The sequence below is a fragment of the Paenibacillus sp. 01T442 genome, from assembly GCF_056398345.1.
On sequence record NZ_JBFTPF010000019.1, the window covers coordinates 15,239 to 30,696 of the forward strand.

The window sequence follows — 15,458 nt, forward strand, 5'->3', positions numbered from 1 at the left end:
ATGATCGCCATTATTGATTATGGAATGGGTAATTTACATAGCGTGAGCAAAGCTGTTGAGCGGCTCGGCTATGAAGCGGTTGTGACGGGAGATCCGGAACAAATTCTAGCTGCAGAAGGCGCGATCCTTCCCGGTGTCGGCGCATTCGGCGATGCGATGGAGCATCTGCGCGAATCGGGCTTGGACGAGGTTGTGAAGCAATATGCAGCGTCTGGCAAGCCATTGATAGGCATCTGCTTAGGCATGCAGTTGTTGTTCACTAGCAGTGAAGAACATGGTCAGCATGAGGGGCTAGGGCTTCTGCCTGGGTCGGTCGTACGTTTCCGCGGAGACTACAAGGTACCGCATATGGGCTGGAATCTTCTCAGTTACAAGCAGAGTGAGAGTCCTATTTTCAAAGGCATAGAGGAAGGGCACGTGTATTTCGTACACTCCTACCATGTGAAGCCTGAACGGGAGAGCGATCTGTTGGCAGTGACCGACTACTATCAACCTGTAACGGCGATTGTAGGCCGTGATAATGTCTACGGCATGCAGTTCCACCCCGAGAAAAGCGGTGATAACGGTATGCAGCTGTTGGGCAATTTTTTGACCCTGTGTAAATAAGGTGAGAATAGTCTCAAGGAGGTGCTGAGCATGTTAGCCAAAAGAATTATCCCTTGCCTCGACGTCAAGGATGGCCGAGTGGTGAAAGGCGTAAATTTCGTAAATTTACGTGATGCCGGTGATCCCGTAGAGCTTGCGGCGATTTATGATAAAGAAGGTGCGGATGAGCTCGTGTTTCTCGACATTTCCGCTTCCGTTGAAGGGCGCGCGACGATGGTCGAGGTAGTCCGTCAAACGGCTGGCGAGATTACGATTCCGTTCACAGTTGGCGGCGGGATCTCAAGTGTCGATGATATGAAACGTCTTCTTCGTGCGGGTGCGGACAAAATCGGAATCAACACGGCAGCGGTGCTTAATCCTCAGCTCGTATCCGATGGTGCACGGAAGTTCGGTTCCCAGTGTATTGTGGTAGCCATTGACGCGAAGTTCAATCCCGAGTGGGGCGAGTGGGAAGTGTATACCCATGGTGGACGCAAACCGACAGGCATCAAGACACTGGAATGGGCGAAGCGGGTAGAAGAGCTAGGTGCTGGCGAAATTTTGCTGACGAGCATGGATGCAGACGGGACGAAGGACGGCTTCGATCTGAAGCTGACACGCGCAGTATCCGAACTGCTGACAATCCCTGTGATTGCTTCTGGCGGAGCGGGAAAAGCTGAGCATTTCTACGATGTGTTTACCGAAGGCAAGGCTGATGCAGGGTTGGCGGCAACGATTTTTCACTATAAAGAATTAACGATAGACGGGGTCAAGGCAGACCTAAAAGGTAAAGGGGTTGAAATTCGATGACATTTTCAGTGGATCAAATTAAATATGACGCGCAGGGGCTTGTACCTGCCATCGTGCAAGATGCGGTAAGTAAAGAAGTTCTTATGCTGGCTTACATGAACAGTGAGTCCTTGCAGCGCACGATTCAAACGGGTGACACGTGGTTCTGGAGCCGTTCACGGAATGAGCTTTGGAATAAAGGGGCAACTTCCGGTCATACGCAAAAGGTCAAAGCACTTCGCTACGACTGTGATGCGGATACGTTATTGGTACTAGTTGAACAAGTAGGACCTGCTTGTCACAATGGTTCGTACACGTGTTTCACTTCAAACATCGCAGTGGAAGGTTCTATTGAGGAAGCTGCACCTGCTACTGGCGGCGACCGTTTCGCTATTTTAGCTGAACTAGAAGCGGTTATTGCTTCCCGTGATGCGGAGCGTCCAGAGGGTGCGTATACGACCTACCTTTTCGAAAAAGGGGTCGATAAAATCCTCAAAAAAGTGGGCGAAGAAACAGCAGAAGTCATTATTGCAGCTAAAAATAAAGACAATGAAGAGCTTCGCTATGAAGCGAGCGATCTTATTTTTCACTTAATGGTCCTTTTACGTAATAATAAATTGCCATTGGATGATATTATGAAAGAGCTGGCTAACAGACACGTCAAAAAATAAAGTAAACGACCTGGAGTGAATTCACGATGTTGATTGATTATCATACACATCATGTGCGCTGCGGTCATGCCTCTGGGGAACTGGAGGAATACGTCAAACGCGGCATCGAGATCGGGCTTACCCAATTGGGGCTTTCTGATCATATGCCGCTTTTGCATGTCGACCCGCAAACGTATTGGCCGGAAATGKCGATGCCGATGGAGGAGCTTCCTCGTTATGTGGAAGAATGCCTTCATCTCAAGGAGAAGTACAAGGACCAGATTGATATTCGCGTGGGCTTAGAAGGCGATTATGTGGAAGGTTTCGAAAACGAAATTGCGGCCATCATTAACGCCTACCCATGGGATTATGTGATCGGTTCGGTTCATTTTCTAGGCGAGTGGGATATTTCTGATTTTAGGCAGCTGGCAGGTTGGGAAGGTAAGGATATTTTTGCAGTTTATACCCAATACTACGAGGCAGTGAAGAAAGCAGTCCGAACCGGACTGTATGACTATATCGGTCACATCGATATGATCAAACGGTTTGGTTATGTGCCAGATCGTGATACGTGGGAATTGGAAAAAGCGGCGTTAGATACCGTTAAAGAGTATGGACTTGCGATTGAGTTGAATGCTTCAGGCCTGCGGCACCCTTGTAAAGAGATGTTCCCAAGCCATCGTATGCTGGAATATTGCCATAAGGTGGGAATTCCAGTGACGCTCGGATCTGATGCGCATCAGCCGGAACGGTTGTCTCAGTATTTGGATGAGGCTAGAGTGCTGTTAAAAGCGATTGGATTTAACGAAATAGCCACATTTTCTGCTCGAAAACGACAACTTGTGACTTTTTAATTCCGACACGTATCATGTATAATGAGTAGGACTCTATAATCTATTTAATGAACCTTCGGAGGTAACCATTAACCATGCATAGCGACAATGTTAAAATTTTTTCCGGATCTTCGAATCCGAAGCTTGCGGAAAGTATTTGTAAAGAGCTCGGCCAGCCGCTAGGACAAATTAAATTATCACGTTTCAAAAGCGGAGAAATTTATTGCCTTTACGAAGAGACGATTCGTAACTGCGACGTGTTTCTGGTACAAACCTTCTCCCATCCGATTAATGAGCATATGATGGAGCTTTTGGTCATGATGGATGCGGCGAAAAGAGCATCTGCAAAAACGATCAACCTTGTCATCCCTTACTATGGTTACTCTCGTCAAGAACGTAAAGCAGCTCCGCGTGAGCCGATTTCAGCTAAATTAGTCGCTGACTTGTTTGCTTCAGCAGGCGCAACTCGTGTTGTTACGATTGATCTCCATGCGCCAGCGATCCAAGGTTTCTTCAATATCCCTGTGGATCACCTGACAGCGCTTGATCTGATTAGTGATTGTATTAAAAGAAAAAATTTACCGAACCCCATTATCGTTTCTCCAGATGCGGGTCGTGCGACAACAGCTGAGAAAATGGCTAACATTCTCGATGCGCCTTTCGCTATGATGATTAAGAAGCGCCCTGAGCACAATGAATCTGTGATTACACACGTCATTGGGGATGTTGCGGGACGCACGCCAATCATTATCGAGGATCTTATTGATACAGGTACAACGATCGTTAATGTTGTGGAAAGCCTGAAAGAACGCGGTGCGCTTGATGTCTACATCTGTGCGACACACCCTGTGTTCTCTGGCCCAGCACTGCAACGGTTGGATCACCCAAGCATTAAAGAAGTTATTATTACGGATTCGATCGCGATTCCAGAGGGCCATTCATCTAAGTTTAATGTCCTTTCTGTTGCGCCTTTGTTATCTGATGCGGTTCGCATCATTACAGAAGGCGGATCCCTATCCTCCCTATTTAAATACGGCGGCGTATAGGTCCAAATCTTACCTTCGGATAATGTTTTTGGCTTCTAGGAGATCTATGGTATAATTTGATGGTAATCAAATTGCCGGAGGTGTCTTGCTATGGAAAAGAAAAAGCGCAAATCCGAAGCGCCAAAACCAAAAGTTATCTCAATAAACATGGATGCCGCATTCTTTTTCGAGAGAGCGGTTCAATCTTTGGATCGGTTTCATTATGATAAGGCATTGAAATATTTCCGGCGGGCTGCAGAGTATGAGCAGGATAATCCTGTGAATCACTGCAATCTCGCAGGAGTTCTCTCCGAAGTGGGCAATTATGACGAGTCGAACCAAATTTTGCAGCATATCCTTGAAACCATTGATCCCGAGATGACAGAATGTCACTTTTATATGGCGAACAACTATGCCAACATGGAAAACTTCGAGCAGGCGGAACAGGCATTGGTTCGGTATTTGGAGAATGACCCAACAGGGCAATTCATGGACGAATCCGAAGAAATGATGGAAATGCTGAGCTACGAGCTTGATCGTCCCGCCCCTCTCACTAGCATCAAGAGTCGAGAAGGGCTGTTCGAGCATGATAAAGCCCGTGCGTTGCTCGAGGAAGGTAAGTTCGCAGAAGCCGTAAGGCAGTTGGAGAAGTTGGTGAAGAAGCAGCCTGACTTCACAGCGGCTCGCAACAATCTGGCACTGGCTTATTATTACATGGGCCAATTCGAGAAGGCGATGGAAACCATCCGCGAAGTGCTGGTTATTGATCCTGGTAATCTGCATGCACTTTGCAATATGGCGATTTTCCATCAGCATTTTGGCAACAAGAAGGAACTGGCTGAGCTGACTGCACTGCTAGGCAAGACCTTTCCGTTCCAGCAAGAACATGTGTTCAAGCTGGCTACGACGATGGGGATTCTTGCTCAGCATGAGAAAGCCTACCATCTGTTTAAACGTCTATTGAAGGCGGGGGACGGGGGAACAGATCCTTGTTTGTACCATTATGCGGCTGTTGCTGCCTGCCATATCGGTCGTTTCGCAGAAGCGTACCGCTTGTGGAAGCAGGTTCAGAAGCTAGATCCGGGTGCTGAAATTTCGAAGTTCTACTTAGAGCAATTGCGGGTCAGAGAGAAGTCGGCGCTTCCGCTTACTTGGAGCTACCACTATCATCTTCCGTTCGAGGAACAGTTCCGTGCGCTTGAGAAGTCGACGCAAGGAATTCCTGATCAGTTGAAGAAAGACCCGCTTGTGCGGTCATCCTTCTTCTGGGCTTTGCGACATGGCGACGTAGAAACGAAGCTTCAAGTCATTCAAGCCTTTGGCTTGATTGCGGACAACGAAGTGAGAGACGCGCTTCAGGATTTCATTCTGGATCACAAAGAGGATGACTATTTGAAGAAGGTTGCCATATTCGTTCTGCGAAGTATGGGCATCCGAGAGTCGCTTCCAGCTTATCTTGAAAATAAAGACATCATGGTAGAGGCTTCTCCGTACTCGCCTCATCTTCCCGTGTGGGATGCAACATGGCAGCGAGTGATGGAAACAGCGTTATCGCATATGCATAAGCGTTACGATATGGTTCAACAGTATGACTTAGAAATTCTGTGGGTTGAGTTTCTGACGAAGGTGTACCCGAACGTGCCGAAGATTCACAAATCAGCAGGCTGGGCAGCGGCGTTAGAATATTTGATTGCCAAAATGCATCGCCGTACGATTTCCTATCAGGAAGTAGCTACACGCTATGGCGTCACGGTTTCCACGGTCAGTCGGCATGTGAAGCATATCGATGATACCTGTGGCTTGCGTGAGAAAATGGATGCGATTTTCAATAAGTTTACGAGTCTTTGATAGCCGAGCTTGATGCATCATGAAAGCCTCGGCTTTCATACATATAGATGAACTGATTGTTCTTGCCCTAAACGGCGGTGAGCAATCGCTGATCAACCATGCTAATTAAAGAGAGCTTTCCTTAGGAAAGCACCTAGGAGGGAAATCATATGTATAAATCAGTCGTAGTAGGAACAGGACCATCCGGTCTAACAGCAGCCATTTACTTGGCGCGTGCGAACCTAAGCCCGCTTGTTATTGAAGGACCAGAGCCAGGCGGTCAGTTGACGACAACTACCGAAGTAGAGAACTTCCCAGGATTTCCCGAAGGGATTATGGGACCAGAATTAATGGAAAACATGCGCAAGCAGGCTGAACGCTTTGGCGCTGAATTCAAAACAGGTTGGGTTAATTCCGTTGAATTGACGAACCGTCCGTTTAAGCTTCAAGTAGAGGGGCTTGGAGAGATCGAAACAGAAACACTGATCATCTCAACAGGTGCGTCTGCAAGATTGCTTGGCATCACGAACGAGAAAGAAAACATCGGGCGCGGCGTAAGTACATGTGCAACATGTGATGGATTCTTCTTCCGCGGCAAAAAGATTATCGTCGTTGGTGGCGGTGACTCTGCTATGGAAGAGGCAAACTTCTTGACTCGTTTTGCTTCCGAAGTGCGTTTGGTTCATCGCCGCGATGAGCTTCGTGCATCCAAAATTATGCAAGACCGCGCTCGTGGAAACGAGAAGGTGAAGTGGTCACTGAATAACACGCCGTTAGAAGTTGTAGCGGGTGATAAAGGTGTTACTGGCCTTAAAGTAAAAAACAACCAAACAGGTGAAGATGAAGTCCTTGAAACAGACGGTATCTTCGTAGCGATCGGTCATACGCCGAATACGAAGTTCCTCGGTGGACAAATCGACACAGATGAGCATGGCTACATCGTCGTGAAGCCAGGAACAACAGAAACGAACATCCCAGGCGTATTCGCTTGTGGTGACGTGCAAGATACGAAGTATCGTCAGGCTATCACAGCAGCTGGAAGTGGATGTGCTGCAGCGTTGGAAGCTGAGAAGTTCCTTGAAGGCAACAGCGTACACGACTGGAGTATTTCTTTGTAAGTCATTTTGGCAATTCAGTTAACGTGGAGGGCTACGCTTTCCACGTTTTCTCATTTAGACAGGGTGTGGATGAATCTTGACCTCCCGGCAGTGTTGTCTTATAGTGGGAACAGGAGCACATGCCCGAAAATTTTATGATTATTCATGAGGTGACCTTGTAATGTCCAATCAAATTTATATCGGTGTAGATCTAGGCGGCACGAATATTAAAGTGGGTATTTGTGATGAGCAAGGCAAGCTTCTTAAAACGTTAGAAGGTCCTACTTCCCCTGAACTAGGTGCAGATTCGGTTCTTGAGCGTATTGCGCAATATGTACGTCAGGTTGTCGAAGAATCCGACTATTCGTGGGAGCAAGTAGCTGGAATTGGCGCGGGGTTGGCTGGATTTATGGATATTCCAGAAGGCTTCGTGAAATTCTCACCGAACTTGCAATGGCATAACGTACCAGCGAAGAAGACGCTTGAAGCACTTCTGGGTAAACAAGTTAAGATTGATAACGATGCGAACGTAGCTGCGCTTGGCGAAGCTTGGGCTGGAGCTGGAGCGGGTATCCCGAACGTTGTATGCTACACACTTGGAACAGGTGTTGGCGGCGGTATCATTATTAACAGTAAAATTTATCAAGGTTCTGCTGGTATGGCTGGCGAACTTGGACATATGTCCATCGTGCCTGACATTGAAGCGATTCAGTGCGGCTGTGGTCAAATGGGATGTCTTGAAACCGTTTCTTCCGCAACAGGTATTGTTCGCATGGCGAAGGAAGCGGTGGAACGCGGCGAGCGTACATCACTGGCTCTTCACGAGAAGATTGAAGCTAAGCATGTGTTTGATGATGCAAAAAGCGGAGATGAAGTAGCTTTGCGCATCGTGAATCGCGCTGCTTATTATATCGGACGTTCGATGGCAGCCCTGGCTGTTGTCATTAATCCTAAGCGCTTTATTATCGGCGGTGGTGTTTCGAAGGCAGGGGAAATTCTATTCCAACCAATTCGTGAAACGTTCATCAAATTTACACCAGAAGTTGCGGCTGAGGGTGTTGAGATTGTTGCTGCTACTCTTGGTAATGATGCTGGTGTTGTTGGAGCTGCAGGATTGAATTTACGATAGAAGGCTAGACCGGGTTCGCAGATGTAGTTAAGAAAAGCTGATCTGTGAAAGCACCCCAAAGGAAGGTGTCATGCATGGAAGAAAACCACCCTTTAGCGAAACTGGTCATTATTACAGGGATGTCGGGTGCAGGCAAGACAATAGCTGTTCAAAGCATGGAGGATCTTGGATTCTTCTGCGTTGATAACTTGCCTCCCGTCTTGATTCCGAAGTTTGCTGAATTGATTGTGCAATCGATGGGTAAAATCGGCAAAGTCGCCTTGGTTATTGATTTGCGCGGACGTGAATTTTTCACTGCGCTCCAAGAGTCTTTACGCTATATCCAAGAAAATTACACACTTAGCTATGAAATTTTATTCCTAGACGCAACGGATGGGACGCTCGTTCAGCGTTACAAAGAGAGCCGTCGCCGCCATCCATTGGCACCAGACGGGGCGCCGCTTGAGGGAATAGGTCTTGAGCGTAAGTTGCTTGAAGAGCTCAAGGGTCTGGCGACGCAGGTGATTGATACTAGCAGCCTGAAACCGGTGCAGTTGAAAGAAAGAATCATTTCCCGGTTCACCAATCTAGAAGCTAATCGCATATCTATAAATGTAATCTCTTTCGGGTTCAAGTATGGTGTCCCTATTGACGCTGATCTAATCTTTGATGTACGCTTCTTGCCTAATCCTCACTATGTGGAACAATTGCGTCCGCAGACGGGTCAGGATCCAGATGTTTATGACTATGTGATGAAGTGGTCAGAGACGCAAGAATTCCTGACGAAGCTGCTCGATATGCTGAACTTCTTAATGCCTCAGTATAAGAAGGAAGGCAAGAGCCAGGTTGTTGTTGGTATTGGCTGCACAGGAGGTAAACATAGATCGGTTGCCATTACGGAGTATCTAGGTAAAGTTATGGGGAACAGTGAGACTGAGACCGTGCGTCTAAGTCATCGAGATTCCGAGCGGGACCGTTTATAGACGGCTATGTGAGTAAGAGGGTGAAAGAAGTATGGAGCTTGGTCAATTACAACGTAAGCCCAGAATAGTCGTTATTGGCGGTGGAACAGGGCTCTCGGTTATGCTGAGAGGGTTGAAAGAAAAGCCGGTTGATATCACAGCTATCGTGACCGTTGCAGACGATGGAGGAAGCTCTGGTATCTTGCGAAGTGAATTGCAGATGCCGCCTCCAGGGGATATTCGAAATGTGTTAACATCGTTAGCTGACGTGGAGCCATTGTTGTCATTAATGCTTCAATATCGATTTCAGAACGGTACAGGTTTAGCCGGACATAGTCTGGGAAATCTAATACTAGCGGCATTGACAGATATTACAGGTGATTTTGTTACTGCCGTGCAAGAAATGAATCGCGTATTTGCTGTTCGTGGGAGAGTTCTCCCGGCTTCGAATCAAGCCATCGTGTTGAAAGCCATTATGGAGGACGGGACTTTAGTTGTTGGGGAGTCCAAAATTCCGAAGGCCGATGGACGGATCAAGAGAGTATTCATTGAACCGGCGGGGGTAACACCCCTCACAGAAGCCGTTCAAGCGATACGCGAAGCAGATGCCATCTTGTGCGGTCCTGGCAGTTTATATACAAGTTTGCTGCCGAATTTACTTGTTCCAGGGATTGCTAAGGAGATCGTGGCATCGAACGCAGTGAAATTGTTCATTTGTAATGTCATGACACAGCCAGGCGAAACCGATGATTATTCTGTGAGCGATCATCTGGATGCGATTTATGATCACTTAGGTCAGCATTTGTTTGATTATGTGATCGTGAATAATGGTGAAATTCCACCGCAGGTGCAAGCCAAGTATGCGGAAAAAGGTTCAAAAGCGGTTCATTTAGATTTGGATGAAGTGACAAAAAGAGGATATCGGGTAATTGCAGATCGACTTGTGCTATTCCGTACTTATCTTCGTCATGATGCAGAGAAATTGAGTGACCATATCTATCAGCTCGTCGAAAGCTGGCTGTTAAGGAAGAAGTGAGTCCCTTGTCCTTTGCGGCAACAACCAAAAAAGAATTAACATTAATTAATGATTCGGAGTCATGCTGTGAAAAAGCGGAGCTGTCCGCGCTCATTCGAATGAATGGCGCTGTTCAGTTAACAAGCCAGCGTGTCGTGTTGGATGTATCCACGGAGAACGCAGCGATTGCGCGGCGAATTTACTCGCTGATCAAGAAGACGTATAATACACACACGGAGTTGCTCGTGCGTAAGAAGATGCGTCTAAAGAAGAATAATGTGTACATTGTTAGGGTGCCTGGCCAAGTACAGGAACTGCTCAGTGATTTGAAGATCGTCTCGGAAGGTTTTATTTTTACGACGGGGATTAACAAGGACATTATTCGCGGCAATTGCTGCAAGCGTGCTTATCTTCGAGGAGCCTTCATGGCTGGCGGTTCTGTCAATAACCCGGAGGGATCTTCCTATCACTTGGAAATTGCTTCGATTTATGAAGAGCACTGCAAAGCTTTAACACAGCTTGCGAATAAGTTTGACTTAAACGCCCGATTCATTGAACGTAAGAAAGGGTTCGTGCTGTACATCAAGGAAGGCGAGAAAATTATCGAGTTTCTCAATATCATTGGGGCCCATCAGGCGCTGCTGCGCTTCGAGGATGTCCGGATTATGAAGGATATGAGGAATTCCGTTAATCGCATCGTAAACTGTGAAACGGCGAACTTGAACAAAACGATCGGGGCAGCCGTCAGACAAATCGAGAATATTCGATTGTTGCAGCGGGAGATCGGTCTAGACAGCTTACCTGAGAAGTTAAGAGAGGTTGCGGAGATTAGACTTGCGCATCCTGACTTGAATTTGAAGGAAGTTGGCGACATGCTTTCGGGCAGTGTCAGCAAGTCAGGTGTGAATCATCGCCTGCGGAAAATAGACGAATTAGCCGAAAAACACCGGAATTCGTAGGAAAGTCGGGGCTGTACAACGCTTGTATAAGTTTTTCGCATTTTTTCTAGTGTACTTGAAGGAAAAATGCTATAATATTAAAACATAAGGTARACGCTGTTATTAATAGTAATCCATATAAGCTCCACACTAGGGGGAATTAGTTCCATGTCCAGACGTCCAGTCGTTGTGAAGTTGAGAACAGGACTTCATGCCAGACCTGCGGCATTGTTTGTTCAAGAGGCGAATAAGTTTTCATCGGAGATCTTTGTTGAGAAAGATGAGAAGAAAGTGAATGCGAAGAGCATCATGGGAATTATGAGTCTTGCGATCAGCACAGGGACCGAAGTCTTCATAAGTGCAGAAGGTTCGGATGCAGAGCAGGCTGTAAACGCTTTAGTCACATTAGTCAGTAAGGAAGAGTTGGAAAACCAATAATCCTTTAAAAGCCTACCTTTCGAGGGGGCTTTTTTGCATTGTAGAAGTAAAACGCTAACTTTCTAAAAGTGTCAAAATTGTTAACAAATAGTGGCATGGGGCAACCTTTTTCATTTGGCTACGTCTAATAAACGTGGTCGTGATGGATAAGGCTATTTGTATTTCCAAATAGCGCCCCTATCCCAAGCTTGAAGAAGGAGCCGAAGTGAAATGAATGTAGTAAAGAAAGAAATGATTGCCTTACTGGCTGTACTCGTATTTCTAGTTAGTACGATTACTGCACCAGCCGCGCATGCGGTATCAACAAGTTCGTCCTTTATTTTACTTTATATCGACAAGTCAGAAGCTTTCGTAAATCAAGAGCAAATCCATCTAGAATCCCCCTCTACCATCATTGATGGAAGCACCTTTGTTCCAGCCAAGTTCCTGGGTGATACATTAGGATTTCAAGTAGAATGGAATGATTTATCCCGTACCATTCAAATGGCGCCTCCAGGTTACAACATCGTGCTTGATCCCGATCATAAGACGGTGACAACGAATGGGGTGGATGTACCCTTTAAATCCGTAGCCGCTATCGTGAATGGCAAGTTGCTTGTGAAGCTGACATGGTTGGCTGATTACATGGGTGCAAAGTATACCTACAATAGCGAGCTAAGACGTGTAGAGATCGTGCATTTTAAAGCGCCAGAGGGCATCTACATCGATCAAGATAGTAATTCTCGCCCAGTTGCCAAATTCGCCACTGCGAAGCCTACCTACAGGCTTGGAGAGCCTGTTAAGTATTTGGATTTGAGTTATGATCCAGATGCAGAGGGTATCGTGTCTTTCGATTGGACAGGGAAACAAGAAGCATTCTTCAAAGCAGGCCAATATCCAGTAACTTTAACGGTTAAGGATGGCCATGGTCATGTGAGTAAGTTGTTCAAAAGCTTTGTTACTGTTGTAAATGAACCGTATTTGTCAGAAGTTGAATACCCGATATATATGAAACCAGTTGGCGGGTTCATCAAAACGAACTGGACGACGATTTGGTCCCATTTTAACGAGTTACCGATGCTTCCGAAAGACGTGAAAGAAGTACAAGGACGTACGCTGCTTGTTAGCGACAGTCCAGAAGAATTCACGTCAAGCGGTATTTTGTATCAAGACAATATTAATGGTAAAGCGCGCTTATACGCGGATCATATCAATGGCACGCAACAGAAGATGACATTTGCCATCTTTGCAACAAACAACACAGATAAGCCGATTACGATTAAAACAACAAATAAAGGCGAAGTATACCCTTCGGTTTATGCGAATTTGATCGGCAGCGAAGCTTCGGTTGATTTCCTTCTAAACAACGTTTATACAGATACAATGACAGTTCCGCCTCATGCAAGTTATGTCTATGCGAAGCTTCCTGATTTTTATCCAGGGCAAGGCGTGAATTTGTTCTATGATGTCGAAACAGACGGCGAGCTTCAAATGTCCTTTATCGCAACGGATAAGATGCTAACACCAACGATAGTGAAGGAGTTGCCTTTACTCTCCTTTAACGGTCATGTTCGCGGTACTTTCCCCGTTTCCGAGATTGAATGGAAAATTGATGCTACGAGCTTTACGAAAGCCTCCAGATTAACGATCGGTGACAATAAGACGGATCCATTCGTCAAAGGCTACGACGTGATGCGTAAGCAAGTTGTAGAGAATGGTGGTAATTACGGCGTCGTCTACAAAATTCATGCGGATAAGCCTCGCAAAATGGCTGTGATGATCATGGCTAGAGGCGGCGTCTTCAAAGGGCCGTTTAAAATCAACGGTGAAATCATTCCTGTACCGTATTCCGGTGTTATTACGGCCTTCGATGGCTTGGTAGTACTGGCACGTACGACTGGTACGGAAGATGCGTTAGATATTGAGTTTACGCCTCCCGCGGGCTCAGCGTTCCCGATTGATTTGATTTTCTACCCATTGGATGAGAAGAAATGATGAATTAAAAAAAACCAGCCGAACATCAAAGCTCATGTGAGCAATGAAGTTCAGGCTGGTTTTTTTCATGTATGAAATGATTAGACGCGCTCGATGACTTTATCGATGAGTCCGTATTCGGCTGCTTCTTTAGCACTCATGAAGTTATCACGGTCCGTATCCTTCTCGATGCGCTCGAACGTTTGTCCCGTGCGCTCTGCTAGGATCGTGTTCAGGTTGTCTCTCATTTTCAAAATACGCTTAGCGCGAATCTCGATATCAGAGGCTTGGCCTTCTGCGCCGCCAAGTGGTTGGTGAATCATGACTTCGCTGTTCGGAAGCGCATAACGCTTGCCTTTGGCACCAGCAGTGAGCAAGAATGCACCCATGGAAGCGGCCATACCTACACAGATCGTGGATACGTCTGGTTTGATGAACTGCATAGTGTCGAAGATCGCCATACCGGCTGTGATGGAGCCGCCTGGGCTGTTAATGTAAAGCGAGATATCTTTATCAGGATCTTGAGCGGCCAAGAAGAGCAACTGAGCAATGATGGAATTCGCCACAACATCGTTGACACCCGTGCCTAAGAATATAATGCGGTCTTTCAGCAAGCGAGAGTAGATGTCATATCCTCTTTCACCGCGCGCGTCCTGTTCGACGACCATAGGAATAAAACTCATGAGAATGACCTCCTTGGGGTTGGATTACCTACTATTGGGTACATACTATTTACAGTATCTACAAGTATGATAACGAAAAAACGTCTGAAGGTCAAGAAAGGTCAAACTAAACACAAAAAAAATCAGCTTCAGAGCTGATTTGGCGATTAAACCGTAACTCTTGTAGCTGATTTGTTGGACGCGCCCGAAAGGAATCGAACCTTTATCTCAGGCTTCGGAGGCCTACGTCATATCCATTGGACCACGGGCGCATAGTAGTAGAAAAAGTGAAGCAAGGGTTATTATAAGTCAGCTTTCCATAAAAAGCAAGATGGTAAGCCCTTACAGGCCTATTTGGAGAAAAATGTTTGAACAAATGTTGAATGTTGCGAAGGAAATGGTTATAATAAGAACTGTAAACGAGAAACGAAATACGGAATTGTGCAAGGAACTTTTTTTTCACCCGGGTGGGACATAAAATGTATACCTGGGACAAAAAACGTCCTACATTGGATCGGGAGCGTTGGAAGTCGTCCTATGAGAGAGATTCTAGACATTCAGAAACAGCTCATGCCTGATCTTATGGACATCATGAAGAAACGCTACTCGATTCTGCAACACATCTTGGTCTCCGGTGTTGTCGGACGAAGGACGTTAGCGTCCTCACTCGACATGACGGAGCGCGTACTGCGCGGTGAAGTCGATTTCCTGAAGGAGCTAGGGCTTCTGGAGTCGGACACAAGCGGCATGAAGATCAGCGAGTCTGGTCGTCAACTGCTGGAAGACATGCAGCCGATCATTAAGATGGCGTTTGGCTTAACAGATCTGGAAGATAGCATTGCCAAAGCTTTTCACATCTCCAATGTGATTATCGTACCTGGGGATTCCGACACTTCCGTATTTACGAAGAAAGAGCTTGGACGCGCTGGCGCGGCCGCCTTGCGTAAATATGTCGCCAAAGATGATATCATCGCGGTAACAGGTGGGTCGACCATGGCTCAGATCGCCAATAACCTAGCTATCTCGTCTTCGATGAAAGGTAGTTGGTTCGTTCCTGCACGTGGAGGACTTGGTGAAAGTGTGGATATGCAAGCGAACACGATTGCTTCCATCATGGCCAAGAAAACTGGTGGGAAATACAGGTTGCTGCATGTGCCAGATCATCTTGGGGAAGAAGCGTATCAATCGCTGATTCAAGATCCACAGATTCAGGAAGTTGTGAACGCGGTGCGCAGTTGTCGCATTGTTGTACATGGTATCGGAGATGCTATGGTCATGGCACGCAGACGTAAAGTAGATAATGATACTACGAGTAGTCTGAGAGCTGATGGTGCACTTGCTGAGGCGCTTGGTTATTATTTTGACCGCCAAGGAAATGTGGTTCATAAGATGCCGACAGTCGGACTTCGACTGGAAGATCTGCAGCGTGTTGAGGTTGTGATTGGTGTTGCTGGCGGGAAGAGCAAGGGGGAAGCGATCGCTTCTGTACTACGACATGGGCAAGAAGATGTGCTTGTTACAGATGAAGCAGCTGCCTTAGAAATCATGAAGCATGTATAGCTGAAAGTTGCCATCA

15 protein-coding genes and 1 tRNA gene are annotated in these 15,458 nt (G+C 46.5%); 14 read left to right on the top strand and 2 right to left on the bottom strand.

Translation table 11 applies throughout. From position 1 onward, the window contains the following. The 13 genes from hisH (at position 1) to AC1DLM_RS17015 (ending at position 13,241) form a co-directional block, all read left to right on the top strand. Positions 1-606 carry an imidazole glycerol phosphate synthase subunit HisH gene (hisH, locus tag AC1DLM_RS16955; RefSeq protein ID WP_441991280.1) on the top strand — a complete coding sequence of 202 codons (606 nt, stop codon included), beginning with the start codon at positions 1-3 and terminating at the stop codon, positions 604-606. A gap of 30 nt (positions 607-636) precedes the next feature. After that, positions 637-1,395 carry an imidazole glycerol phosphate synthase subunit HisF gene (gene hisF, locus AC1DLM_RS16960; protein WP_056611288.1) on the top strand — a complete coding sequence of 253 codons (759 nt, stop codon included), beginning with the start codon at positions 637-639 and terminating at the stop codon, positions 1,393-1,395. Continuing rightward, a complete protein-coding gene (gene hisIE, locus AC1DLM_RS16965; protein WP_441991281.1) occupies positions 1,392-2,045 on the top strand; it encodes a bifunctional phosphoribosyl-AMP cyclohydrolase/phosphoribosyl-ATP diphosphatase HisIE in 654 nt (217 codons plus the stop codon). The genes hisF and hisIE overlap by 4 nt, the downstream gene beginning before the upstream one ends. Before the next feature lie 26 nt (positions 2,046-2,071). Continuing rightward, the gene (hisJ, locus tag AC1DLM_RS16970; protein ID WP_477570627.1) at positions 2,072-2,878 is read left to right on the top strand and encodes a histidinol-phosphatase HisJ; all 807 of its coding nucleotides are present in this window, start codon (positions 2,072-2,074) and stop codon (positions 2,876-2,878) included. A 74-nt stretch (positions 2,879-2,952) separates the two neighbouring features. Beyond that, a complete protein-coding gene (locus AC1DLM_RS16975) occupies positions 2,953-3,903 on the top strand; it encodes a ribose-phosphate diphosphokinase (RefSeq protein WP_441991283.1) in 951 nt (316 codons plus the stop codon). 90 nt (positions 3,904-3,993) lie between these two features. Beyond that, complete coding sequence (locus tag AC1DLM_RS16980) at positions 3,994-5,730, top strand: tetratricopeptide repeat protein (protein WP_477570628.1); 1,737 nt, start codon at positions 3,994-3,996, stop codon at positions 5,728-5,730. Positions 5,731-5,879: 149 nt separating this feature from the next. Then, positions 5,880-6,827: a thioredoxin-disulfide reductase gene (gene trxB / locus AC1DLM_RS16985; RefSeq protein WP_436233562.1), complete on the top strand. Its 948-nt coding sequence runs from the start codon at positions 5,880-5,882 to the stop codon at positions 6,825-6,827. 160 nt (positions 6,828-6,987) lie between these two features. Next, the gene (locus AC1DLM_RS16990) at positions 6,988-7,935 is read left to right on the top strand and encodes an ROK family glucokinase (protein WP_171629329.1); all 948 of its coding nucleotides are present in this window, start codon (positions 6,988-6,990) and stop codon (positions 7,933-7,935) included. A gap of 74 nt (positions 7,936-8,009) precedes the next feature. Then, a complete protein-coding gene (gene rapZ, locus AC1DLM_RS16995) occupies positions 8,010-8,897 on the top strand; it encodes an RNase adapter RapZ (RefSeq protein ID WP_057310218.1) in 888 nt (295 codons plus the stop codon). A 31-nt stretch (positions 8,898-8,928) separates the two neighbouring features. Then, the gene (locus AC1DLM_RS17000; protein ID WP_056611262.1) at positions 8,929-9,912 is read left to right on the top strand and encodes a gluconeogenesis factor YvcK family protein; all 984 of its coding nucleotides are present in this window, start codon (positions 8,929-8,931) and stop codon (positions 9,910-9,912) included. 5 nt (positions 9,913-9,917) lie between these two features. Then, on the top strand, positions 9,918-10,850 hold the full coding sequence (gene whiA, locus AC1DLM_RS17005; RefSeq protein WP_056611259.1) for a DNA-binding protein WhiA: 933 nt from the start codon (positions 9,918-9,920) through the stop codon (positions 10,848-10,850). A 147-nt stretch (positions 10,851-10,997) separates the two neighbouring features. Next, a complete protein-coding gene (locus AC1DLM_RS17010) occupies positions 10,998-11,267 on the top strand; it encodes an HPr family phosphocarrier protein (RefSeq protein ID WP_028555561.1) in 270 nt (89 codons plus the stop codon). A 210-nt stretch (positions 11,268-11,477) separates the two neighbouring features. Beyond that, a complete protein-coding gene (locus AC1DLM_RS17015) occupies positions 11,478-13,241 on the top strand; it encodes a stalk domain-containing protein (protein ID WP_477570629.1) in 1,764 nt (587 codons plus the stop codon). Positions 13,242-13,321: 80 nt separating this feature from the next. Here AC1DLM_RS17015 and clpP read toward each other — a convergent pair whose 3' ends face one another. Both clpP and AC1DLM_RS17025 read right to left on the bottom strand, forming a co-directional pair. Then, positions 13,322-13,903 (bottom strand): ATP-dependent Clp endopeptidase proteolytic subunit ClpP, encoded by a 582-nt coding sequence (gene clpP, locus AC1DLM_RS17020; protein ID WP_028555559.1) that lies wholly within the window; start codon positions 13,901-13,903, stop codon positions 13,322-13,324. 179 nt (positions 13,904-14,082) lie between these two features. Next, positions 14,083-14,154 (bottom strand) — tRNA-Arg (locus AC1DLM_RS17025). Between the two features lie 265 nt (positions 14,155-14,419). Between AC1DLM_RS17025 and AC1DLM_RS17030 the strand changes: the two genes are divergently transcribed. Continuing rightward, positions 14,420-15,442, top strand: a complete 1,023-nt coding sequence (locus tag AC1DLM_RS17030; RefSeq protein ID WP_477570630.1) for a sugar-binding transcriptional regulator — start codon at positions 14,420-14,422, stop codon at positions 15,440-15,442. The last annotated feature ends 16 nt before the right edge of the window (positions 15,443-15,458 follow it).

Coding starts and splice junctions, on each gene's coding strand:
- hisH (WP_441991280.1), top strand. CDS start 1: ATGATCGCCATTATTGATTATGGAATGGGTAATTTACATAGCGTGAGC.
- AC1DLM_RS16990 (WP_171629329.1), top strand. CDS start 6,988: ATGTCCAATCAAATTTATATCGGTGTAGATCTAGGCGGCACGAATATT.
- AC1DLM_RS16975 (WP_441991283.1), top strand. CDS start 2,953: ATGCATAGCGACAATGTTAAAATTTTTTCCGGATCTTCGAATCCGAAG.
- AC1DLM_RS17000 (WP_056611262.1), top strand. CDS start 8,929: ATGGAGCTTGGTCAATTACAACGTAAGCCCAGAATAGTCGTTATTGGC.
- AC1DLM_RS16980 (WP_477570628.1), top strand. CDS start 3,994: ATGGAAAAGAAAAAGCGCAAATCCGAAGCGCCAAAACCAAAAGTTATC.
- AC1DLM_RS17010 (WP_028555561.1), top strand. CDS start 10,998: ATGTCCAGACGTCCAGTCGTTGTGAAGTTGAGAACAGGACTTCATGCC.
- hisIE (WP_441991281.1), top strand. CDS start 1,392: ATGACATTTTCAGTGGATCAAATTAAATATGACGCGCAGGGGCTTGTA.
- trxB (WP_436233562.1), top strand. CDS start 5,880: ATGTATAAATCAGTCGTAGTAGGAACAGGACCATCCGGTCTAACAGCA.
- AC1DLM_RS17030 (WP_477570630.1), top strand. CDS start 14,420: ATGAGAGAGATTCTAGACATTCAGAAACAGCTCATGCCTGATCTTATG.
- rapZ (WP_057310218.1), top strand. CDS start 8,010: ATGGAAGAAAACCACCCTTTAGCGAAACTGGTCATTATTACAGGGATG.
- AC1DLM_RS17015 (WP_477570629.1), top strand. CDS start 11,478: ATGAATGTAGTAAAGAAAGAAATGATTGCCTTACTGGCTGTACTCGTA.
- hisF (WP_056611288.1), top strand. CDS start 637: ATGTTAGCCAAAAGAATTATCCCTTGCCTCGACGTCAAGGATGGCCGA.
- clpP (WP_028555559.1), bottom strand. CDS start 13,903: ATGAGTTTTATTCCTATGGTCGTCGAACAGGACGCGCGCGGTGAAAGA.